A 24,003-nucleotide genomic window follows, 5' to 3' on the forward strand; every position below is an offset into this window, starting at 1 on the left:
TGCTATCTTTTTTATTTTTTCATACATCTAATTCTATTACAGATTTGTTAAAGGTCATCTCTTCATACACCTTTAAATTTTGATATATAGTTCCTAATAATGGTGCCGCTATAGAAAATTTCTCTGCTACATCCAGTAAATATCCTTGCAAGTGCTTCCCTTCAATAAATGAACCCTTTTCCATATCACGCTGCATCGATGACTTCATATCATACGAAATTTTATCAATCGTTTTCATATGTTCCTGGGCAATATTTTCCTTTACTGGAGCTCCTAATACTCTCATGATTTGTACAGATTCCTCAAACACATTACGGATAAAATCACGGCCGCCTTCACTTTCACGAATTGGTCCAATTGGTGCACGCATTAACGTTGTCACACCTGACATTACAGTAATAAATAAATATTTATGCCACATATCTTGCGTAATATTTTCACTTAAAACAAAACTAGACTTCGTACCTGCAAATGCTTTAGAAATATGCTTTACTCTCTCTGAATTTTGAGACTTAATTTCTCCAAACACAAGTCTGTTGGCAGCACTAGTTTGTACAATTTCTCCTTGATCGTTTAACGTCGTCTCGATAAAGCATAAACCGCCAATTACTTTTTCTTCGCCGAATTCTTTTTGTAGTAGTGATAAATGAGCGATACCATTTAACAATGGAATGATTACAGTATTTTCGCCAACAAACGGCTTCAAATCTTGAATAGCCTCGTTTAAGTGATACGCTTTTGTTGAAAATAAAATGACATCAAATGGAGAAGTTCTCTCTTCTTTCGTTATTAATTTCGGTTGGAAGGAAAAATCCCCGTTAACACTTCGGATTACAAGTCCTCTTTCCTCTAATTGTTTTTTCCGTTTACTACGAACAAGAAATGTAACATCTTCTCCCTTTTCGACTAATCTGCCACCAAAAAACCCTCCGACTCCACCAGCGCCTAATACTAAAATCCGCATACAGCATCCCCCTTTTCAAAATACAATTTTACAACTTTTAGTATACATAACATTATACATGTCCTCTGCTAAATAAGCTGAATTTTCACTCTCAATTGAGTATAAAACAGTGGTTATTTTCAAATAAATTTGGGCATGTTGTTTCTATAGCATATATGGAAAGGAAACAATGTAGATGGAGGCAATACAAACAATTGAGGAAAAAGGTGTAGCAACAGCTATATTCCAATTTATATTCCCGTTTTCGTTTAAAACTGGATATGAACAAAATATGTTCCCTTTCTTACAAAAAAACGATTTTCGTCCTTTTCGGCTCGATCATCTCGATGATGAAAATACATATTATGGGGAGTTTAAAGTTTCACATCAAAATATGGAAGCATACTATCTTTCATTTACAAATAAAATTCTCTTTCCTCACTCAGAGCATCAAAAGGGCTTGCAACGTTATTCAAAAGATCTTAACTTAACTGGACATTTAACAACAAACCTTATTTCAATTCCATTCAAGATACACTCTATTGATGTAACACTTTGTCCTTATGAACTTGGCTTCTTAACAATTCGAACAGAAGTAAACACTGCTCCAAACATGACTTTATCTGAAGCAATCGAATTCGCAGATCGCTTCCGTGTACTTGAAACTAAAACTGATACAAATGAGTCTATTTGTATTGAATGTAACGGAAAAAAGTATTCCCAAGTTGAAAAATTCATTTTTGGTTATTTATTTCATGGCGTAACTGATTTCTTTGAAAAGAAGAGATTAAGAAGTTCATACTTTCAAACCTTCCCTTTCTTTGAAGACCAGAGAATGTACGTCCAAACTTTATTGTCACTAAAAGAAGGTATGGAACTTAATGAAGTGGATGTTTATCGTACTTCCAGTCTTTCCGGATTAACAAGTGATGGTAAGCCATATGTGAGTGCAAGTAACCTTCCTTACATTCATAACTATTTAAAAAAACACGCTTACCAGAGATGGGCTCCAAATCGTTATTTCATTATGGAAGAACATATTTTTACATGTGTAACAAATGAAGGAGAACGCGAAATCGATAAACTTGCTAGTCAAATGTACGGAGAATTTTATTACGCTTTATTATTAAACCTATTCCATAAAATTGTTTTATTAAAAATGGCAAACGCCTATGCTGAGCTAAATATTGAACAAGATACTAATGAAATAGAGAAATTAATTTATTCGATTAATTCGTTCACTGCTAATTATTTTTCTTTAGAATTAGTATCTCAATCACAAAGTGAAGATATTTTCTTCCGCTTAAGAAAACTTTTTAATATTGAGGTTTTATACTCGAACGCGAAACAAAATCTTGATAGTTTGTTTAAATATCAAGAAAATGTCGCCTCAAAAAAAGATAGTCTCTTATTATTAATTTTAACGCTCTACTCTGTAGTTGGCCAAATGTTAGGGTTTACTATGATCGATCTTCTAAGAAACACCGATTCAAACAAAATATCGTCACCTCTTGAATTTTTCGCTCTATTAATTGCGATTAGCGGCATTGTCATTTCACTTATTTTAGGGGCTCAAGGGTTATACCAATGGGCTGTGCAGCACAAAAGAAGAAAAGCATGGGTAAAACAAACTGTACTGTCTGCTGTAAAAGAAAAAGAGGATAAAAATTAAAGAAGGTTATTTCCAAATATGTGGTATGCTGCAGTAAATGAAATTTTTATCAGCGATTTTTCAAATATATCGACTTACCGACAAATGACAGAACCGTATAACAAAAAAGGTACTCCAAAATAAAGCTTGGAGTACCTTTTTATTATACGAATTCAGCTTACTTCCCTGCTTCGATTTTCTCTAATGCAGCAGCTACTTGCTCTTCCGTTAATTCATGTTGTATTACGTAGCGGTTACGTGGACTTACACGACATTTATGAGAACATGCACGTAAATATTTCGCTTCGTTTTCTTCAGAACATAAAATTTTCTTATTACATTCTGGATTTGAACAGTTTACATAGCGCTCACATGGTTCACCTGTAAAGTGGTCTTTACCAACGATAACATGTTCTTTTTGATTTACTGGTACAGCGATACGCTCATCAAACACGTAACATTGTCCATCCCAAAGCTCACCTTGTACTTCTGGGTCTTTTCCGTACGTTACAATTCCGCCGTGAAGCTGACTTACATCTTCATAACCTTCACGAACTAACCAACCTGAGAATTTCTCACAACGAATTCCGCCTGTACAATAAGTTAAAATCTTTTTACCTTCAAGTGTTTCTTTGTTTTCTCTAATCCAATCTGGTAATTCACGGAATGATTCAATATCAGGTTTAATCGCACCTTTGAAGTGTCCTAAATCAAATTCATAATCATTTCGTGCATCAATGATAACTGTATCTTCTTGTTTCATTGCCTCATAAAAATCTTTTGGCTCTAAATACTTCCCAGTTATTTCGTGTGGGTTAATGTCATCTTCTAGACGAAGTGTAACTAATTCTGGACGAGGACGTACGTGCATTTTCTTGAATGCATGCCCTTCTTCTTCATCTATTTTAAATACGATACCATCAAAACGTGGATCATTGTTCATTGCTTCCATGTATTTTTCTGTTTGCTCTACAGTTCCAGAACAAGTTCCGTTAATACCTTCTTTTGCTACAAGAATTCTTCCTTTTAATTCAAGTGAATTACAAAATTCTAAATGCTCTGCCGCGAATTCTTCTGGATTTTCAATTGTTGTGTACATGTAATATAGTAATACTCTGTATGGTTTTGTAGTTGCCAATGTATTTCTACCACCTATCTAATTTTTAAAATCATGTATAAGTTAACGTTCATATCAAAACATATATAATAAGAAAATGAATCCCATTTTCTTTTCTTTATACTATTTTCTATCAGTTAACAAAAATAAAAAAACAAGATTACACATCAAAACACTATGGTTATGTTGTAATCCCAATATATTATATATCATACAAATGCAATTCCATCAATTAATATGCTGTATTATCGGCTTTATGTTCACATAAATTTCAAAAACAGCCCTTTAATTCACTATGTTTCCCCATGTCATCACACCATAAACTCCCAATTCATTTTACATTATCACACCATCTATTGCATAAAGGCATATAATTTGCATTAAGGAAACTTTCGTGTTCAAATGAAATTATCACATAACATATTTAAATGTATTGAAATAATGAGTAAGAATAAATACAATAATTTCATCAAGTTAACATTTTAAAGGGGAAAACTACTATGAATAAAGATATAACAAAAGATGAACATCTCCCTTCTGAAAGTACAACTGTACAATCAGCTCACTTAGCTTTAAGTGGAGAAACAAAAGGCTGGAAAAGACTGTTACCATTTTTAGGGCCCGCTTTTATCGCGTCCGTTGCTTATATTGATCCTGGCAACTTTGCTACAAATATCGCAGCTGGTTCACAATATGGATATTTACTATTATGGGTTATATTCGCTTCTAACTTAATGGCTGTATTAATCCAAACTTTATCGGCTAAATTAGGAATTGCTACAGGAAACAATTTACCCGAAATAGCTCGTGAAAACTTTCCAAAGCCTGTGTCTATCGGCTTATGGATACAAGGTGAACTCGTTATTATGGCTACAGATTTAGCTGAATTTATCGGGGCAGCACTCGGATTGTATTTATTATTTGGAATACCTATGTTACCAGCTGCTTTAATTACAGCAGTCGGATCATTTATTATTCTTGAGTTTCAACGCAGAGGATTTCGCTCACTAGAAGCTATTATTACAGGGATGATCTTTATTGTAGTAATAGCATTTGGGATCCAAGTTTTTTATGCAAAACCAGAATTAAGTCCCCTTCTTTCAGGACTATTTATTCCGAAATTCCAAGGTGTAGACAGTATATTACTTGCAGCAGGGATTTTAGGTGCGACAGTTATGCCGCATGCAATATACTTGCATTCTGCATTAACACAACGCCGCGTGGTTGGAACAACTGACGAACAAAAGAAAAAGATTTTTCGTTTCGAATTTATCGATATTATTATTGCAATGGTTATCGCTGGAGCAATTAATGCAAGTATGTTAATTGTAGCAGCTGCACTATTCTTTAAAAACGGTATGCACGTTGAAGATTTAGATGTTGCTTACACTCAATTTACCAACTTAGTAGGTCCTGTATCGGCTGCATTATTTGGGATTGGACTTTTATCAGCAGGTTTATCAAGCTCTTCTGTAGGTACAATGTCAGGTGATATTATTATGCAAGGATTCATTCGCATGCATATTCCGTTATATTTACGCCGATTTATTACAATGATTCCACCACTAGTTATTATCGCTTTAGGTGTAAATCCAACTTACGCTCTCGTTATGAGTCAAGTTGTCTTATCATTTGGTATTGCATTTGCACTAGTGCCACTTATTATGTTTACAAGTAATAAAAAGATTATGGGTGCACTCGTTAACCACCGTATAACAACATTTATCGCATGGATAATTGCAGCACTCGTTATCATTTTAAATATTTTCTTACTGTATCAAACGTTTGTAGGGTAATGAAAAAAGGGTATTCCAATTTTAATTTGGAATACCCTTTTTCAATTCATTATTTGTATTAATCCTATAAAGTCTTTTTAAAATAAATTATATAATTTATTTCCAGCCAATAATTTCCCTACAATTTGAATAATCTTTATTTTCAGATTAAATTATATAATAACAAATACATTCTATTTTCATGTGCAAAGGAGCGAAAATATGTTTCCTTTATTAAAAACTGAAAGACTTATTTTAAGAGAACTGACCGAAGAAGATGCACCGCGTATACTACAATGCTTTTCTAATACTAATGTACTGCGCTATTATGGCCAAAAACCGTTACAAGATGTTGATCAAGTGAAACAAATCATTCATAACTTTAAGCTCAGTTACAATGCAAGAAACGGTATAAAATGGGGAATCGAATTAAAAGACAAGAAAGAACTCATCGGTACCATTGGTTTTCACGATTGGTCTTCTGAGCATAAACGAGCCAATATAAGTTATGCCTTTTTACCTGAACACTGGGGAAAAGGATATGCGACTGAAGCTGTTTCTGAGGTTATATCATACGGTTTCCATACGATTCATTTAAAGCGGATCGGGGCAATTGTATTTCTTGAAAATGAAGCTTCCAATAAAGTACTATTAAAATTAGGCTTTGAAAAAGAAGGCGTTCTAAAAAATTATATGTATCAAGATGATATCCCATATGATACGAATTTTTACGCTTTATTAAAATCGGTTTAATAGAATTCATGTGTAAAAAACCTTACTTTTAAAAAGTAAGGTTTTTTGTATTTATTCATTAGCAATATAAGCATTCTTATAAGTATAAACACCACCAAATTGATGTTTTTCAATCCCTTTTACATACTCCTTTTGTACATACGCTGAGCCAATATGATAAAGCGGCGCCACCGCAGCATCTTCTAATAATACCTGCTCGGCTTCTCGCAACGCTTCCCATCGTTTTTCCCTATCTAGTACAAAATCCGTTTTCGCTTTCTTTATTAATTCATCGTAACGAACATTAGAATAATTCATTTTATTATTCGGATTCCCTGTCGTAAATAACTCTAAATAACTAATTGGGTCTTTATAGTCAGGTCCCCAATTTGCCATAGTTATATCGTAATCACCTGTTTGTTCTAACTGTAATTTTTGCTTAAATGGCTGTTGTTTAATTTGTATCGTTAATCCATGCAAATACTTTTCTAAGTCACCTTTTATATATTCTGCCATACGTTTTGCGTTATCTTGTTCAAATGTTAGAAACTCAAGGTTTACTTCGCCTACTCCAAGTTCTTTTTTCGCTTCTTCCCAAATCTTTTTCGCCTTTTGTAAGTCATATAGAGAAAGATCTCCGTTTTCTTTTCTAAAATCTTTGCCAGTCTCTTCATTTACATGACCAACTGGTACAAGTCCACTTGCAGGTTTTGCTCCGTTATTAATAAAGTGAGCAACGAAATCATCTTTATTTAACGCTAATGAAATAGATTGACGCACCTTTTTATTTGCTAACGCGGTATTTTTTTCATTAAAACGAAGCATAGCAATTCCAGGATCACTCGACATATGTAATTCCTTATTCCCCTTATACTTGTCTACAACTTGCGAATTAATAGGTACCCGGTCCAAATCTCCGGCTTCATATAAATTTACAGCTGTCATTGTATCCTTCACGATATGAAAGTTTATTTCGTCTAGTTTCACTTTCTTTTGATCCCAATATGTAGCATTTTTCTTTAATTGAAACTCTTGTTCATGCTTCCATTTTTCTAATACAAATGGACCGTTATATATGAGATTACTAGGTTCCAATGCATAATTGTTTCCTTGTTCTTTCAAAAATGATTCATGCTGTGGTAAATATATAGGTAATGCTAACAACTGTAAAAAATACGGAATTGGCTGTTCTAGTTCAACTTCTAACTTATAATCATTTATAACCGTAACTCCAAGTTCATCTAGAGACATTGCTCCCTTATTAATCTCTTTGGCATTTTTTACATAAAAGAGCATGGACGCATATTGAGATGCTGTTTCAGGGTTAATTGCACGTTTCCACGCAAACATAAAATCATTTGCTGTTACATTATCCCCATTTGACCATTTTGCATCTTTACGCAAGTCAAATGTATATTTCTTACCATCTTCACTTCTTTTAAACGATTTTGCTATGGCTGGAGTAGGCTGATCTTGATCATTTAATACATATAACCCTTCAAATATATTCTGCATAACGTGCGCTGATGTACCATCTGTTGTTTTCACAGTGTCCAGAGAAGGAATTTCTTCTGATACTGTTACATTTAACACTTGTTTTTTAACCTCTATGTCACTTTTATCCGCTTTATTATTACAAGCTGTTAATAATAAAGATGTAACAAGTGCCATTACCATTAAATGGCTCTTTTTTCGCTTCATGAGTTGTTCTCCTTAAATATAAAATATTATAAAGCGTAATATATTATAGCAGAAATATGAACAGAAAGATGCGACATTCTTTTGAATATTTATTCGTTCGAGAAAAAAGCTATCCTTTTAAAAAAGGATAGCTTTTTCAACTGCCACATAATTATCTATCTTTGTAAACCTCGTTTATAACGACTCGCTTCAAATATAATACGCTCTTCATCTAACGTTTTACATTCGCCATTCCAAACGACACGCTTTCCGTTAATAATTACATCGCTTATATCTTTTCCACTAGCTGCATATACCAGGTGCGATAACACTTCATCTGCTGGTTGTAAATGCGGCTTATTAGATGGGTCAATCGTAATAAAATCAGCACACTTTCCAACCTCAAGTGATCCTGTTTGTTTCATCCCGATTACTTCAGCAGCTCCTTTAGTCGCAAGTGTAAGAGCTGTTTCAACTGGTAACGCTGTTGCATCTTGGTGAATACCTTTTTGTAGTAAAGTCGCTATGCGCATTTCTTCAAACATATCTAAATTGTTGTTAGATGCCACACTATCTGTTGCAATTCCTACTTTCATTCCTGCCTCTAGCATCGCTTTTACATTTGCTATACCAGAACCTAGTTTTAAATTACTATTTGGGTTATGTGCTACTCGAACATCATGTTCTCCTAAAAATGCACGCTCATTTTCATTTAATACTACACCGTGTGCAATAACTGTTGGGCGTTTAAACAACCCGCAACTTGCTGCATATTCTACTGGACGTTTCCCGTACTGCGCTTCAATATCACGTACTTCACGCTCTGTTTCCGAAAGATGAATATGAACCATCGTTTGATTTTCTACTGCAATACGAGCGCACTCTTCTAACAGTTCTGCACTACATGTATATGGACTATGCGGTGCAACCATCGTAGTTAACATGCCACTTTCGTTATAGTAACGCTTCACATATTTCTCAGCTTCTTCGATTGCTTTCTTTTCATCGTCTTTCGTTCCGAAGCTAAATAAAGTTCTTGAAACAGCAGCTCGCATCCCACTCTTTGATACCGTTTCCATAATTGCATCTTGATCTACTCCAATTGGATTAAACATGTCAGAGAATGATGTTGTACCACTTTTCACCATTTCAAGTAATCCTAATTCCGTACTAGCAACCGCAAGCTCTGGAGTAAACTGACTTTCAAGTGGCCAAATTCTCGTCTCCAGCCATGGTTGTAATAACATATCATCGCCAATACCTCTTAAGAGACTCATTACAACGTGTGTATGTGTATTTACAAGCCCTGGTAAAACCCACTTTCCTTTCATGTCAATTACTTCATCTACTGCAAAATCATTAGCGAATTCTCCGCTCTTTACATCTATAATTTGATCATTTTCTACAATGATATATCCATTTTCTATCACTTCGTTTTGTTCATTCATCGTTACAATTGTAGCGTTTACATAAGTTGTTTTCAAAAGTATTTCCCCTTTCAACTCTATGAAGTTCCCTTTAATAAGTTACCACCATTATAGTAACTTATTAAAGATTAAGAGTCAAAAGATAATTTTAATTCTTTTGTTATTTTTTCCTTCAAAATGCTATATTGCTTTTCATTTGTATCTGCAAATGCTTCTTCCCGATTTGACTTTTCATCCATATAATTCAATTTCCCATTGAATTGAGTCTCTGTAAAATCAAATCTCTGCCCATCTATAAAGTTATAAAAGTGCCATACCTCTCTTACTTTTGTCTTTTTAATTTCTCCTCCGTATATGTCTTGAACGACAAGAGCTGTAACACCACATTGTCCCTTTGCTGGATTTTCAATTGTCCACTTTGAACTTGTTTCAATCGACCACGATTTTATTAGTGCTTCATATATTCTTTTTTCCTTTACATCATCCATTCTAATCTTCCCCTACTATTAATAGTTTTACACATCATATTTCAAAAGAGGCAGTAAACGACCCTTAAAGACAGTTGATGGTGTCTCTCCTATTAACTGTGCTCCCATTTTTAAGTAATATCCTTTTGCATTCGGATCACTATCAATTGTAAAGCTTTTTATTCCTAGTTCCTTTGCTTACTCTATTACAAACTTCCACATTATTTTTCCATACCCCTTTCCTTTGTAACGAGGATGAATGTATAAGAAATCGAGAGCTTTATCGTTATGTAAAAATGAGAAAAACCCAATCTTCGTATTATCGTTTTCTAAAACATATACAAAATTATTTTTTATGTACTCTTCCGTAATTGTTAAATCTTCCTTACAGGCAAGTATGAATTCTTCACTATAATTCCACGTTGCTTTTGAATGTAGTGCGAATTCACTTAATTCATTTGCTTCACTTAATAACGCTTCTCTTATCTTCATGATTCTTTTTCCTCACTTTCAATATGTAAACTACTAAATTGATTCGGAAAGCACTTCAAAAAACCTTTTATTTCCATAAATTAGAAATTACTTTTATAAATCTTTATTATAATCATTACGATTTTTAACAATTTATTTAAAGAAAAAGCTTTTTCTAAAACATGAGGAGTTTGTCCACCTCTTGTTTGTGCTTCTTCGTAATAAGCTCTTAGCTGGTCACGATACATTGGATGTACACAATTCTCAATAATTAGTTCCACTCTTTCTCTTGGCGCAAGTCCCCTTAAGTCAGCATACCCCTGTTCAGTGACGATAACATCTACATCATGTTCAGTATGGTCTACATGAGAAATAAAAGGAACGATGCTTGAAATGTTACCACCTTTCGCAATCGATTTAGTAACAAAGATAGCTAAGCGAGCATTTCTTGCAAAATCACCAGACCCACCAATACCATTCATCATTTTTGTACCTAAAACGTGAGTAGAGTTAACATTTCCGTATATATCTAATTCTAATGCAGTATTAATTGAGATTAATCCAAGGCGACGAATAATTTCAGGATGATTGGAAATCTCTTGTGGACGCATCATTAATTTGTCACGATATTTTTCAAAGTTAGAAAATACTTGTTGCATTTTCTCTTCAGAAAGCGTGATAGAACAACAAGAAGCAAAATTGACTTTTCCAGCATCCATAAGATCAAAAACTGCATCTTGTAAAACCTCGGAATATACTTCTAAATCTTCAAATTCTGAATCTAACATTCCGTGCAATACTGCATTAGCCACTGAACCAATTCCTGATTGTAACGGCGCTAAACGATTTGTTAATCGGCCTACTTTGACTTCTTCTCGAAGGAATTCTATTAAATGCTGTGCCATAATAACAGTTTCTTCATCCGGAGGAACAATTGTCGATGGCGAATCCAATTGATTCGTAAACACAATTCCCTTTACTTTTTCAGGATTTATCGGGATACCAATTGTTCCAATTCGATCATCCGTTTTTACGAGCGGAATTGGAAGTCTTACCCCTTGTTTACCTGGTTCATATAAATCATGCAGTCCCTCTAATTGCGTAGATTGAGCCATATTCATTTCAATGATAATAGACTTAGCATGTAAGGAAAATGCTAAGGAATTTCCAATTGAAGTGGTTGGAATAATCATACCATCTTCAGTAATCGCAACCGCTTCCAAAATAGCAACATCTATATCCATAACGTCAGCACGGAGTAACTCTGCTGTATGAGATAAGTGCTGATCCACAAATAAAAAGTCTCCGTTATTAATTCCTTTTCGCATAGTTGCATCGGCTTGGAAAGGCAATCTTTTCCCTAAAATCCCTGCCTCAGCAAATAATTTATCTACATCCGAACCTAAGGAAGCCCCTGTATAAACATTTACTTTAAAAGATTTATCATTCTTAACTCGATTTACAAGTGCAAATGGAACTGCTTTTACATCACCAGCACGTGTAAATCCACTTAAACCTAAAGTCATTCCACTTTCAATCCATGAAGCTGCTTCTTCGGGTGTAACTACGCGATCTTTTAATCGTTGATCCCTAATTCTATCTAAATTATTTTCCATATGTATTCCCTCTCTTAATGAATATTCATAATTATTTTACACATTAACACCATCAAAATAGGGGTTTTCTTACACAATGCCGAAAATTCAGATAAAACAGCGGATCTAGGTTCTAAAGCAGAAAATTTTAGAATCCTAGAAGCTTACGAAAATAGCTAGCGTATGACTGACTCACTGGTACCCTCTCTCCGTTATCCATAGAAAGTACAAAAGTAGAATGCGTATCAGGATAAATCGCTTTAATATGATTAACATTTACAATAAAGGAATCTTTCGGCAACAAGTATTCGAATTCTTGTAGCGAGTACTTATGTGTTCCTGTTAACTCTTCTGAATTCACATACGTCTTTTTATCTTTAGCTTCTAAATACATGACCTTTGAAAAAGGAACCGGAACCCATCCGTCTGTTGTTTTTAAAGTAACGACTGACTTACCATCCGTTAAAGCTGGATAAATTGCCGTCACGCAACCTTCAATCTTGCCATTATTTGAAAATGGTACCGCCATTCCATGATAAGGAATACCGAAAATATCTCGGTTAATAAACTCAGAGGCTTTTTGCTTCGTTACCATTGCTTTATGAGCAATCGTCCCTTCCTTAATAGGGTCCCCAGCGCTAATCTTTAAATCAATTCGTTTACTTGGCCGATAGTAAATATATTCTTTCGTATTCGAAACGGCAATTGATATTTCATCTGAAAATAATTCCCCAACTACATCTAGTAGTATACCTAATGTTTTATCTTCCATAGTATGAGCACCTCATTCACTATTATACTACTATTATGATTTAAAAAACCGTTCAGCAATTTGAACGGTTTTTTAAACAATTTAGTTTACCTTAGCCCCATAACATCTAGCTACCGCAACTGCCTGTGCTATATCTAATTTTACATTTTTCAAATTAAAGCTTGTAAAGTCAATTCTATCAACTATCGCTCCCTTTAAATTTGCACCGCTAAGTTTCGCCTTACCTAATTGTGCACCGGTTAAATCCGCTTCACGTAAATCTGCTTTTTCTAAATTACATTCATATAGGTCCGCTTCCATGAAACGTATACCCTTTAACATTTGTTTACTTAAGTTCGCAAACCTTAAATTCGTATATGACCAATCACCCGATATGATAGTTATTCCGTCTAAATTCGCTTCTTCAAAATCAGAGCCAGTCATTTTACATTCTTCAAACTTCGATACGAATAAATTCGCACCAACAAACTTACAATTCGCAAATGTAGTTCCTTGATGAATAGAAGCGTTAAAAAGAGCACCGGTAAAATCACATTCTATGAAGTTACAATTTTCAGTAGAAACTTCCGATGCATCTATCCCTCTAAAACGGCATTTTATGAATGTACTATTCTTCAATTCCTCTTCCTTAATCAAAACATCTTGAAAATCTATTTCTACATATTCTTTATTAACAAATTCACTCATAACTATTCCTCCAGCTCCTTAAAGAAACCTCACTTCAAAAAGTGAGGTTTCTTCTCATACAATATGCTTATCTAACCAAGAAATCAAATCTTGAAATACTTCATCTTTATTTACTTCATGGAACATTTCATGTCTGCCATTTTCATATAAATGCAGCGTTACATCTGTCACGCCGCATTTTTTATAATTTTCATATACTTCTTTTACACCTTTCCCCATATCCCCAACAGGATCACGATCTCCTGAAAAAATATGTATCGGAAGGTTTTTCGGTGTTTTTTTGAACTCTTCTAGTTTATTTACTTCTAATACACCAGAAAATAATTCTCGATAAAAACTCGTTGTACAAATGAATCCACATAATGGGTCCGCAATATATTTATCTACTTGACTGTTATCTGAAGATAACCAATCAAATTTTGTACGATTTGGTTTAAAGTGTGAATTGAAGTTTCCGAAAGATAAAAAATTTAACATTGGACTTTTCGTTTTTTCCCCGCGTAATTTCATCTCAATTGTCGCTACTTTATGACCGATACTTCCTAAAATCCCTGGATTTCCACCAGTTCCTGAAATAAGGAATCCATCATATAATTCACCTTTCAGTTGTACAGCACGTCTTGATAAAAAAGAACCCATACTATGTCCAAGTAAAAATAACGGGCATGTCTGCTCTTTTCTTATCGTTTCTGATACAAAAATAACATCAGAAACAGCCTCATTCCAACCTACATTTGGTTTAAAATGACCATAATCTTCTTCTCTTTTCACTGTTTTCCCATGACCTTTATGATCATGTGCATAAACACCATACCCTGCTTTTAATAACGCAGCAATAAAGTCTGTATAAACACCTGCATGTTCTGTCATACCATGTGCAATTTGAATAATTCCTCGCGGATCTCTTTCTGGTAGCCACTTACGTAAATAAATTTCCGATCCATCCAATGCCGTAACGAAACTTTCCTGTACGTTCATTTCGTCAGCCCCCAACTCTATTATGTATATCAAAAAATGAATATCCATTCATTATTCTTATTATGTATTATATGCAATTGCTTTCATTATGACAAATGCCGCACTTTTCCAATTAGCTCAATAACTATTATGTTGACGAATTTGAAATAAGATTATATAGTTACTTACATAAAGTAATTATTATATTTTTTGGGAGGTTTCTATTATGATGCCATCATTATTTTTAGCACACGGATCACCGATGCTTGCTATTCAAGATACAGACTATACAAGGTTTTTAAAAACACTTGGAGCAACATATAAACCGAAAGCGATTATTATTTTCACTGCTCATTGGGAAAGTGAAGCATTAACGATTTCTTCATCAGATAACGAATATGAAACAATTTATGATTTTGGAGGTTTTCCTCCTGAGTTATACGAAATCAAATATCGTGCGAAAGGTTCTTCTAACATTGCATCTATGTTAGAAACAAAATTTAAAAACAAAGGTATTCCAGTCCATCATAATATGACGAGAGGTTTAGATCATGGCTCATGGACTCTTCTGCACCGCATGTATCCAGAAGCAAATATTCCTGTCGTCCAAATTTCAGTCAATCCATTCCTTCCTGCAAAAGAGCAATTTAAGATTGGAGAAGCACTTAAAGGGCTTGGACAAGAAGATATTTTAATAATCGGTAGCGGTGTTACTGTTCATAACTTACGAGCTTTGAAATGGAATCAAACGACACCCGAACAATGGGCAATTGAATTTGATGATTGGATTATTAAACATATGCAGACTACTGATAAAGATGCATTATTTAATTGGGAGAACAATGCCCCTCATGCACAATTAGCAGTACCAAGAGCAGAGCATTTTGTTCCTTTATTTATCGCTATGGGAAGCGGTGAAAATAACGGTGAAGTCATTCACCGCAGTTATGAGATGGGTACATTAAGTTATCTTTGTCTTCAATTTTAAAGAAAAGGATGAAGCAATCGTTGCTTCATCCTCTTCTTTTTCATTCACTTAGTTAACTAACTTCCAAATGTCGTTTCTCTGATACCTCTTCGTTCTTATTATGAAAATAAACCCAAATGCACGCAATAAATAATAGTGATGATGTAGAGAAGAAAACATATTGGAAGCCCGCATGTGCTGCAATTTGTCCACCAAGTACTGGTCCAATCATATTTCCTAAAAACTGAAACGATTGATTATATCCAAATATTCGTCCCGTTACATGGGTTGGTGTATGTTGTTTTAGTAGAGTTTGTACGGAAGGTAATAATCCTGCTTGTGCGATACCTAATAAAAATCGAAGAATTAATAGTTGCCAAGCTGAGGTTACAAATGCTTGCGGGATAAAAATAATTCCTGCAGCAAACAACGCTACAACTAACGTTTTTTGAGGACCAATTTGATCTGATAATCTACCTAGCTTAGGAGCTGCCATAATAATAGCTAAACCTGTCGCAGACATGACTGCACCTGCAATCATTTCAATATGAGCTGTTCCTGGGCCTTCTAAATTCTTTACATACAATGTAATAATAGGTTGAATTGACATGTTCGCAAGTTGAATAATAAATGTTGTTACAAATAAACTAATAATTAAATGCTTTGCTGGAACCATCGTCCATACTTTTTTCTGTTGTACTTTTTTTGCTTGAGCGGAGTGATTCTCTTCATGTAGGAAGAAAAAAACGATGAGAAAAGAAAGGAATAAAAAAGCTCCTGTAACAAGAAAAACATGGCGCATTCCAATTAACTCCGACAAATAACCACCAAGTAATGGGCCAAGTAAAGAACCGCTCACGCCCCCAGTTGAAATTGTAGAAATTGCCCAACCTGAATGCTCTTTCGGAGTTTCTGCTGCAATAAATGTCATCGCCGTTGAAAGGAAACCAGATACCGCTCCCATCAAAAATCTTAGTGCGACTAGTTGATACACATCCGTTACAAACCCCATAAGCGTCATAATAATCGCCATACCAAGGCTCGCACGAATAAGCATCAATTTCCGTCCATGTATATCACCAAGCTTTCCCCATATTGGTGATACGATCGCACCCATTAAAAATGTTATACCAAATGCAAGTCCCGACCACTGTGCAATACTAGAAGTGCCAGTTACTCCTAATTCCTCAATATAAAAAGATAAAAAAGGAATTACTAAACTCATACCGGCTGCAGTGGTAAAACAACCTAGCCAACAAATCATCAAATTTCGTTTCCAGCTGGCCATTTTCACACCTTCTTTCTTTAGATACCCATTCTACACCCTTTCTTGTAAAAAGTTTAGTAATTTGCTTTATTTGTAAAATCCACTACAAAACCCGCTATTTTCTAGTGAAAATCACTACATCTCTACATTATTTTCATAAAAAAACCAACTCCCATATATGGAGTTGGTTAATTACTCTCTACCGGTATTAAACGTGCATTACAACATCGCTCATAAAACTCAACCGGACCTGCTTGTCCAATAATTGCGTATTCATATCCTTCTTTCTTCATACTATGTAAACAACGATATAACAATTGCTTCCCTACACCATTCACACGATTTTTTTTCGCTGTGCCCATTGGACCAAACAATCCCTTCTTTCCTCTCACTACATCATAACAAGCGAAACCTACTATCACTTCTTCTTGTTCTGCTATATAAATAGGTAAATTATCTTTATATGTACGAAATCCATACTCTATTGAATGTAACCAACGTTCACCAAATTCCTCTTTAACAAAACTTGCTAATTTTTCAAAATCAGAAGGGCTAGCCTTTCTAACAGTACAAATTAAATGATTATAAGTAGGAACAAAACATTTTAGATCGACCGCTAAATCTCTTGGCTCAGCTATAATACGTAATATATCTTTTTTTATTTGTACATTTCCAATAAACGTATCTACATGAAATAGTGCATATATAACATGTCCTTCATTCATTATTACTTGCTGGAAACGTTCCATACGTTTCTTCGCTATTTGTAAAATTTCTAGCACCTTATAAGATACCTTATATTGTCCTATTTTTTCATACTCTTGATACGGTGAGTCGTATTGTTTTCGTATTGAAAGTTTTTCTGAAAACTCTATCCCCACTTTACGGAACAAATACATATACAACTCGCTACAAACTCCAGTACCTTCTTTACACATACCGATAAACAGATGAGCTGGTTGAATGATATTACTTTCTGCCTCTTCTGCTGCAATCTTCAATATGTTATGAACACGTTTTGTAAATTTATACTCCTCCATATGTATCTCCATCCTCTATTACTTTACTAGTAAACCGTAACCATAAATAAGTGAAACGATTATTCCAACTACCAATATACCTGGCAATAAATTTGCCACCTTAATTTTAATAACACCAAGTAAGTTCAATCCAATAGCGGCTATCATAATACCACCTGTAGCTGTCATTTCCACTATAAATTGATTCATTAATTCTTTCGGGACCAAACTATTAATTTGTGTTGCAAAAACCGCAATCCCTCCTTCGTATAAAATAACTGGAATCGCCGAAAATACTACACCAATTCCTAAAGTTGTCGTTAATATAATAGAAATAAATCCATCGATAATCGCCTTTGTAAATAAAATATCATGATTGCCACGAATCCCGCTGTCGAGTGCACCAAGTATGCCCATCGCACCTATTGCAAAAATTAAAGTAGCAGTTACAAAGCCTTCTGATATGCTCCCTTTCCCTTTTGATCCAACTTTATTTTCTAGCCAATCCCCTAAATGTTTTAACTTTCTCTCTAATTGTAGCCATTCCCCGATGACGGTACCAATCACTAAACTTAGTATGACAACAAGAAAATTTTCACTTTTCAATGCCATTTGAAGCCCAAGCACAGTAACCGCTAAACCGATTGCATGCATAATTGTTCCCTTCATACTTTCTGGAATCCTACTAAATAATTTACCTAGTAAAGTACCAAATATAATACAAATCCCATTTACAACTGCTCCTAATATAACCATTTCTTATTCTTCACCCTTCGAATTCTTTATTTCTATATTTTGGTTTATACATTGATTTACAGGTTATCTATATGTTAACTTAATATTAAGAATATTAACAAATGTTTTCCACAACATAAACCGCAATTTTTTTTGTAGTAATACATAATGTGAAACTTTAATTAACGTGAGTTTTATTGCCCACAAATTGCGGTATAAATTTAAAAGGGACGGTATTTATGAAAACTTTACTAAAACGATTTCTGTTAATAGCCTTTTGCATTACACCAATTGTTTTATTAATTAACTACTCTTTTACTTCAAAAGCGAAAGACAAACCCGATTTGCAAAACAAATCTAGTAAAACCGCTTCAACAAGTGAAAAGAAAATAGAAGACCCGGAAATTACACTCACTTTCTCTGGTGATACAATGTTCGATTGGCAATTACGTCCTGTAATCGAAAAAAATGGGGCTGATTATCCATTCCAACATGTAAAAGAAGAAATAACAAAAGCTGATATTTCTTTCGTTAATTTAGAGTCAGCATTTACAACGAGAGAAAAGAAAGCTCCTGGACAACTGTTTTGGATTAAAAGTGATCCATCCACGCTACAAGCTATAAAAAACACTGGATATGACATCGTAAATATCGGAAATAACCATACACTTGATTATGGGCAAGATGGATTATTAGACACGATTTCTCACGTAGAAAAATTAAAATTCCCTTATATCGGAGCCGGAAAAAATGCAAAAGATGCATATACAGCACGAGAAATGACTGTAAAAGGGAAAAAGTTCAAATTTCTTTCCTTCGTTCGATTTATGCCTGATACGAACTGGGTAGCTGGTAACAATAAACCTGGTGTTGCAAACGGATATGATTTAAATCTCGTAACAAAAACAATTAAAGAGCAAAAACAAGATGCAGACTATTTAATCGTCTATATGCATTGGGGCGTTGAAAAATCAAATCGTCCGGTAGAATACCAAAAACAATATGTACCTAAAATGGTTGAAGCAGGAGCTGACGCGATTGTCGGGAGTCACCCGCATTGGTTACAAGGATTTGAGTATTATAATAAAGTTCCTATCGCTTATTCATTAGGTAACTTTTTATTCCCAAGTTATGTGAGTGGGAAAAGCGCCGAAACTGGCGTATTAACTTTAACTTTTAAAGGAAAGGATGTACAAATGTCATTCAATCCTTACATCATTCGTAACAACCAAGTTTCCCCTGTAAATGAGGAAGAAAAGAAAAAAGCTCTTCAATATTTACAAACAATTTCAACTGATGTAGAAATTGATGCTACAGGGAAAATAAAAAACAAACGAAACTAGACAGCTCAAGATCTATTTCTCTGTAACATACATTACAGAATAGGTAATGAACATGCTGAAAGACTTATTAGAAAATGTAAGTTTGTTAGAGAATATTTATAAAATATCTATAGCCGTTCTACTTTTATGTTCAATTTTCTCTGTTAGACTTCTAAAAAAAATAAAACGCGAACGAAAACTTACTACCTTTGAATTTACTATGTATGTAATCATTCGTATTGCGATACTCTTTTGGTTAACTAGCTTTATCCTTCTTGAATATGGAAAATATTTAGTTTAACTATAAAAAAGATAGATACAAGTAGCGTTTCTACTGCTTATATCTATCTTTTTTATTTCTAGTAAAACCGTATGTTATCCCTTTCCTTCTATTAAATAAGTAAATCAAACAAGATGGGATTTTTATTAAGCTCCATAAATTGAATATTATTTTCTTTAAAGCGAGTAATTAATTGCTCATAATCTTCTTTATGTTTCAACTCTACGCCGACTAACGCTGGACCATTTTCTTTATTATGTTTCTTAATGTATTCAAAGCGCGTAATATCATCTTCTGGTCCTAATCCTTTATCAAGAAATTCTCTTAGCGCACCTGAACGTTGCGGGAATTCAATAATGAAGTAATGTTTTAATCCTTCGTAAATGAGCGAACGTTCTTTCATTTCTTGCATTCTATCAATATCGTTATTTCCACCACTTAGCGTGCATACAACTGTTTTACCCTTTATTTCATCTCTATATAAATCAAGCGCTGCAATAGATAGTGCACCAGCCGGTTCAGCTACAATTGCATTTTTCTTATACAGTTCTAAAATCGTCGTACAAACTTTTCCCTCTGGTACTAAAACAATGTCATCAATTACATCTTTACAAGTTTCAAATGTTAACTTTCCTACTTTTTTAACAGCTGCCCCATCAACAAAACTATCTATTTTCTCTAATGCGACATTTTCATTTTGAAGAAAAGCCTCTTTCATAGATGCAGCTCCCATCGGCTCTACACCAATAACCTTTGTAGCAGGACTAACACCTTTCACATATGTACCAACACCTGATGCTAACCCACCACCGCCGATTGCCGTAAAGATATAGTCAACCGATTTCTCCATATCATGCATAATTTCAACTGCAACTGTCCCTTGACCAGCAACTACATACGGATCATCAAACGGATGAACGAACGTCATTCTATTTTCTTCACAATAGCGCTGCGCTTCTTGGAAAGAGCTATCAAATGTATCACCAACTAATACGATTTCCGCAAAATCACCACCGAAAAATTGTACTTGTGATACTTTTTGTTTAGGTGTTGTCGTCGGCATGAAGATTTTTGACGCAATCTTCAATAAATTACACGTATAAGCAACTCCTTGCGCATGATTACCAGCGCTCGCGCATACAACACCGTTTTGTAATTGTTCTTTTGATAAACTTTGAATTAAATTGTACGCACCACGAATTTTGAAAGAGCGAATCAATTGTAAGTCTTCTCGTTTTACATAAACGTCACAATCATATTTCTCAGATAAAACTGTATCACGTTGTAACGGTGTTTTAATAACGATATCTTTCATGCAATTATGAGCCATTAAGATATCTTCAATTTTCACTCTCTCCTTTACCTTCTGCACCATTATATATCATCCTTATCTCTTTTAAATTGGCTCAATCAAAATCCGGGATTTTTAGAACTGCACCTGTATTCGCCGATGTTACCATCTGTGCATAACGTCCAAGCCAGCCAGTTTTCACTTTCGCTTCTGGTCGTTTCCATTCTTTTTTACGCTTATCTAATTCTTCATCACTAACTCTTACTTCTAGCAAGCGTTCTTCAACATCAATACATACAATATCCCCTTGTTCAAGAAGTGCAATCGTTCCACCCGCAGCTGCTTCTGGTGAAATATGTCCTACTGAAATACCACGTGAAGCACCCGAGAAACGACCATCCGTTAATAGCGCAACATCTGCACCTAATCCCATTCCAGCAATCGCTGAAGTTGGCGCTAACATCTCTGGCATACCAGGGCCACCTCTTGGTCCTTCATAGCGAATAACAACTACATCGCCTTTCTTCACTTTTCCAAGCATAATGCCCGCAAGCGCCTCATCTTGTGAATTAAAAATAACGCAAGGTCCTTCAAAACGCTTTACCTCTGTTGCACCGCTTTTAATAACCGCTCCATCTTTCGCAAGGTTTCCTTTTAATATACGTAATCCCCCTTCTTCACTATGAGGGTTTTCGAGAGAATGAATAACTTCCTTATCTTTAATCTCTGCATGAGCAATGTTTTCTCTTAACGTCTGCCCGGTAGCCGTTATTCGGTCTAGATGAAGCACCCCTTCTTTTCGGCTCATCTCTTTCAAAATTGCACTAATCCCGCCCGCTCGATCAATATCTTCCATGTGCCAATTGGAAGCAGGGCTTACTTTACATAAATGTGGTACACGTCTTGAAACGGCATCAATGCGATTCATATCGTAATCTAAACCCGCTTCTTGTGCGAGAGCTAATGTGTGCAATACTGTATTCGTTGATCCACCCATTGCCATATCAAGCGCGAACGCATCATCAATCGCTTCTTCCGTTACGATGTCTCTTGGTTTAATATCTCTTTCAATTAAAATTTTTAATTTCTCTGCTGCTTGTTTAATTAACTCTTCACGTCTTGGATCAATTGCTAAAATACTCCCGTTACCAGGAAGAGCTAAACCTAACACTTCACATAAACAGTTCATAGAGTTCGCCGTAAACATTCCGGAACAAGAACCACAAGATGGACAGCCATGATCTTCAATATCCTTTAATTCTTCTTCTGAAATTTTCCCAGATTGATAAGCTCCTACTCCTTCAAAAACAGAACTTAAATCGACAACTTCTCCTTTAGATGTTTTTCCTGCTGCCATCGGGCCGCCTGAAACAAACACAGTCGGAATGTTAATACGTAGTGCAGCCATCATCATACCAGGTGTAATTTTGTCACAATTTGGGATACAAATCATACCGTCAAACCAGTGTGCATTTACAACCGTTTCTACTGAATCTGCAATAATTTCACGACTCGGAAGAGAATAACGCATACCGATATGTCCCATCGCAATACCATCGTCAACTCCAATCGTATTGAATTCGAATGGTACCATACCTGCCGCGCGAACTGCCTCTTTTACAAGTTTCCCAAACTCGTTCAAGTGCTTATGCCCTGGAATAATTTCAATAAAAGAATTACAAATCGCTATGAAAGGTTTATCAAAATCTTCATCTTTCAAACCAGTTGCTTTTAATAAACTACGGTGCGGCGCTTTATCAAAACCTTTTTTAATCATGTCACTTCTCATCTTGTCAAATCCCCTCTTACGTATTTTTCACTTACAATCACTTACTCTATTTTTTCACTAATTCTTTCGGTGCATGAATCCAGCTCATCATTTCACGAAGCTCTGCCCCTACTTTTTCTAACTGATGATTTCGCTCTGCTTTTTTCATCGCATTATACGTTGGACGCCCTGCTTGATTTTCTAAAATCCATTTCTTCGCAAATTCACCTTGCTGAATTTCTGTCAAAACACGCTTCATTTCCTTCTTCGTTTCATCTGTAACAATTCTCGATCCTGTTACATAATCTCCGAACTCTGCCGTATCTGAAATAGAATGGCGCATATTCGTTAAACCGCCTTCGTACATTAAATCAACAATTAACTTTAATTCATGCAAACATTCAAAGTATGCAATTTCAGGTCGATATCCACCTTCTGTTAATGTTTCAAAACCAGCTTTCACAAGCGCAGTTACCCCGCCGCAAAGCACTGCTTGCTCTCCGAATAAATCCGTCTCTGTTTCTTCTTGGAATGTCGTTTCAATTACGCCTGCACGTGTACAGCCTACACCTTTTGCATACGCAAGAGCTAAACTTAATGCTGTTCCTGTTGCATCTTGATGTACTGCCACTAATGCCGGAACACCATTTCCTTCTTGAAATACACGACGAACGAGGTGACCTGGACTTTTTGGCGCGACCATCGCTACATCTACGTAACTTGGCGGGTTAATTTGTCCGAAGTGAATATTAAATCCATGTGAGAAAAGTAACATTTGTCCTTCACGAAGATTCTCTTCTACCTCTGCTTTATACACATAAGCTTGCTGTTCATCTGGCAATAACATTTGTACAACTTGTGCGGTTCGAACCGCTTCTGAAACAGACATTACTTCAAATCCATCTGCTTTCGCTACTTCATACGACTTACCAGGACGAACACCAACTACAACTTCTACACCAGAATCACGTAAATTTTGTGCTTGCGCATGACCTTGTGATCCATAACCAACTACTGCAACAGTTTTTCCTTGTAATAACTATACATTTGCATCTTTCTCATAATATGTTTTCATATTCC

The 24,003-nt window shown here is 35.1% G+C and carries 20 protein-coding genes and 2 pseudogenes; 6 read left to right on the forward strand and 16 right to left on the reverse strand.

The genetic code is table 11. The annotated features are described in order from the left end of the window. Nucleotides 1-19: 19 nt before the first annotated feature. Complete coding sequence (gene panE, locus CN409_RS16695) at nt 20-964, reverse strand: 2-dehydropantoate 2-reductase (protein ID WP_001221905.1); 945 nt, start codon at nt 962-964, stop codon at nt 20-22. 175 nt (nt 965-1,139) lie between these two features. Between panE and CN409_RS16700 the strand changes: the two genes are divergently transcribed. Continuing rightward, a complete protein-coding gene (locus CN409_RS16700) occupies nt 1,140-2,615 on the forward strand; it encodes a hypothetical protein (protein ID WP_000387459.1) in 1,476 nt (491 codons plus the stop codon). Nucleotides 2,616-2,772: 157 nt separating this feature from the next. Here CN409_RS16700 and trhO read toward each other — a convergent pair whose 3' ends face one another. Beyond that, nucleotides 2,773-3,732 (reverse strand): oxygen-dependent tRNA uridine(34) hydroxylase TrhO, encoded by a 960-nt coding sequence (gene trhO, locus CN409_RS16705; protein WP_000246235.1) that lies wholly within the window; start codon nt 3,730-3,732, stop codon nt 2,773-2,775. Between the two features lie 479 nt (nt 3,733-4,211). On the opposite strand from trhO, the gene CN409_RS16710 reads away from it, so the two are divergent. Beyond that, nucleotides 4,212-5,507 (forward strand): Nramp family divalent metal transporter, encoded by a 1,296-nt coding sequence (locus CN409_RS16710; protein ID WP_001030674.1) that lies wholly within the window; start codon nt 4,212-4,214, stop codon nt 5,505-5,507. A gap of 201 nt (nt 5,508-5,708) precedes the next feature. Next, a complete protein-coding gene (locus CN409_RS16715; RefSeq protein ID WP_000484220.1) occupies nt 5,709-6,239 on the forward strand; it encodes a GNAT family N-acetyltransferase in 531 nt (176 codons plus the stop codon). Nucleotides 6,240-6,290: 51 nt separating this feature from the next. Here the strand turns inward: CN409_RS16715 and CN409_RS16720 are convergent, their stop codons facing one another. The 8 genes and pseudogenes from CN409_RS16720 to CN409_RS16755 form a co-directional block, all read right to left on the reverse strand. Then, nucleotides 6,291-7,919, reverse strand: coding sequence for a peptide ABC transporter substrate-binding protein (locus CN409_RS16720; protein WP_000823502.1), 1,629 nt, complete (start codon nt 7,917-7,919; stop codon nt 6,291-6,293). Nucleotides 7,920-8,074: 155 nt separating this feature from the next. Next, nucleotides 8,075-9,400, reverse strand: a complete 1,326-nt coding sequence (locus tag CN409_RS16725) for a bifunctional S-methyl-5'-thioadenosine deaminase/S-adenosylhomocysteine deaminase (protein WP_003309343.1) — start codon at nt 9,398-9,400, stop codon at nt 8,075-8,077. A gap of 53 nt (nt 9,401-9,453) precedes the next feature. Further along, nucleotides 9,454-9,813, reverse strand: a complete 360-nt coding sequence (locus CN409_RS16730; protein ID WP_000342908.1) for a YunG family protein — start codon at nt 9,811-9,813, stop codon at nt 9,454-9,456. Nucleotides 9,814-9,840: 27 nt separating this feature from the next. Next, nucleotides 9,841-10,284, reverse strand: a pseudogene (locus CN409_RS16735) (GNAT family N-acetyltransferase). Between the two features lie 80 nt (nt 10,285-10,364). Next, a complete protein-coding gene (locus tag CN409_RS16740; protein WP_097981440.1) occupies nt 10,365-11,879 on the reverse strand; it encodes a succinate CoA transferase in 1,515 nt (504 codons plus the stop codon). A gap of 127 nt (nt 11,880-12,006) precedes the next feature. Then, entirely contained in the window at nt 12,007-12,630 is a 624-nt protein-coding gene (locus CN409_RS16745) for a LytTR family DNA-binding domain-containing protein (RefSeq protein WP_097981442.1), read from the reverse strand. Between the two features lie 81 nt (nt 12,631-12,711). Beyond that, nucleotides 12,712-13,317: a pentapeptide repeat-containing protein gene (locus CN409_RS16750; protein WP_001288924.1), complete on the reverse strand. Its 606-nt coding sequence runs from the start codon at nt 13,315-13,317 to the stop codon at nt 12,712-12,714. 54 nt (nt 13,318-13,371) lie between these two features. Beyond that, nucleotides 13,372-14,295 carry an alpha/beta hydrolase gene (locus CN409_RS16755; protein ID WP_001102605.1) on the reverse strand — a complete coding sequence of 308 codons (924 nt, stop codon included), beginning with the start codon at nt 14,293-14,295 and terminating at the stop codon, nt 13,372-13,374. A gap of 205 nt (nt 14,296-14,500) precedes the next feature. On the opposite strand from CN409_RS16755, the gene CN409_RS16760 reads away from it, so the two are divergent. Then, entirely contained in the window at nt 14,501-15,262 is a 762-nt protein-coding gene (locus CN409_RS16760) for a DODA-type extradiol aromatic ring-opening family dioxygenase (protein WP_000982885.1), read from the forward strand. 52 nt (nt 15,263-15,314) lie between these two features. On the opposite strand, the gene CN409_RS16765 is transcribed toward CN409_RS16760, so the two are convergent. The 3 genes from CN409_RS16765 to CN409_RS16775 form a co-directional block, all read right to left on the reverse strand. After that, nucleotides 15,315-16,529 (reverse strand): multidrug efflux MFS transporter, encoded by a 1,215-nt coding sequence (locus CN409_RS16765; RefSeq protein ID WP_000179292.1) that lies wholly within the window; start codon nt 16,527-16,529, stop codon nt 15,315-15,317. A 167-nt stretch (nt 16,530-16,696) separates the two neighbouring features. Next, entirely contained in the window at nt 16,697-17,548 is an 852-nt protein-coding gene (locus CN409_RS16770; protein ID WP_000393444.1) for a GNAT family N-acetyltransferase, read from the reverse strand. 18 nt (nt 17,549-17,566) lie between these two features. Then, the gene (locus CN409_RS16775; RefSeq protein ID WP_000236049.1) at nt 17,567-18,283 is read right to left on the reverse strand and encodes a DUF554 domain-containing protein; all 717 of its coding nucleotides are present in this window, start codon (nt 18,281-18,283) and stop codon (nt 17,567-17,569) included. A gap of 218 nt (nt 18,284-18,501) precedes the next feature. On the opposite strand from CN409_RS16775, the gene CN409_RS16780 reads away from it, so the two are divergent. Together CN409_RS16780 and CN409_RS16785 are read left to right on the forward strand one after the other, a co-directional pair. Next, complete coding sequence (locus tag CN409_RS16780) at nt 18,502-19,605, forward strand: CapA family protein (protein WP_000854495.1); 1,104 nt, start codon at nt 18,502-18,504, stop codon at nt 19,603-19,605. Nucleotides 19,606-19,657: 52 nt separating this feature from the next. Then, complete coding sequence (locus CN409_RS16785; RefSeq protein ID WP_000910225.1) at nt 19,658-19,885, forward strand: hypothetical protein; 228 nt, start codon at nt 19,658-19,660, stop codon at nt 19,883-19,885. A 91-nt stretch (nt 19,886-19,976) separates the two neighbouring features. Here the strand turns inward: CN409_RS16785 and ilvA are convergent, their stop codons facing one another. From ilvA to ilvC, 3 genes and pseudogenes are all read right to left on the reverse strand, one after another. Further along, nucleotides 19,977-21,239 (reverse strand): threonine ammonia-lyase IlvA, encoded by a 1,263-nt coding sequence (gene ilvA / locus CN409_RS16790; RefSeq protein ID WP_000250342.1) that lies wholly within the window; start codon nt 21,237-21,239, stop codon nt 19,977-19,979. A gap of 31 nt (nt 21,240-21,270) precedes the next feature. Continuing rightward, nucleotides 21,271-22,944 (reverse strand): dihydroxy-acid dehydratase, encoded by a 1,674-nt coding sequence (gene ilvD / locus CN409_RS16795; RefSeq protein ID WP_001255822.1) that lies wholly within the window; start codon nt 22,942-22,944, stop codon nt 21,271-21,273. A 46-nt stretch (nt 22,945-22,990) separates the two neighbouring features. Then, nucleotides 22,991-23,998, reverse strand: a pseudogene (ilvC, locus tag CN409_RS16800) (ketol-acid reductoisomerase). Nucleotides 23,999-24,003 lie beyond the last annotated feature (5 nt).

It is taken from the genome of Bacillus sp. AFS012607 (assembly GCF_002558005.1).
GTDB classification, from domain to species: Bacteria; Bacillota; Bacilli; order Bacillales; family Bacillaceae_G; genus Bacillus_A; species Bacillus_A thuringiensis_S.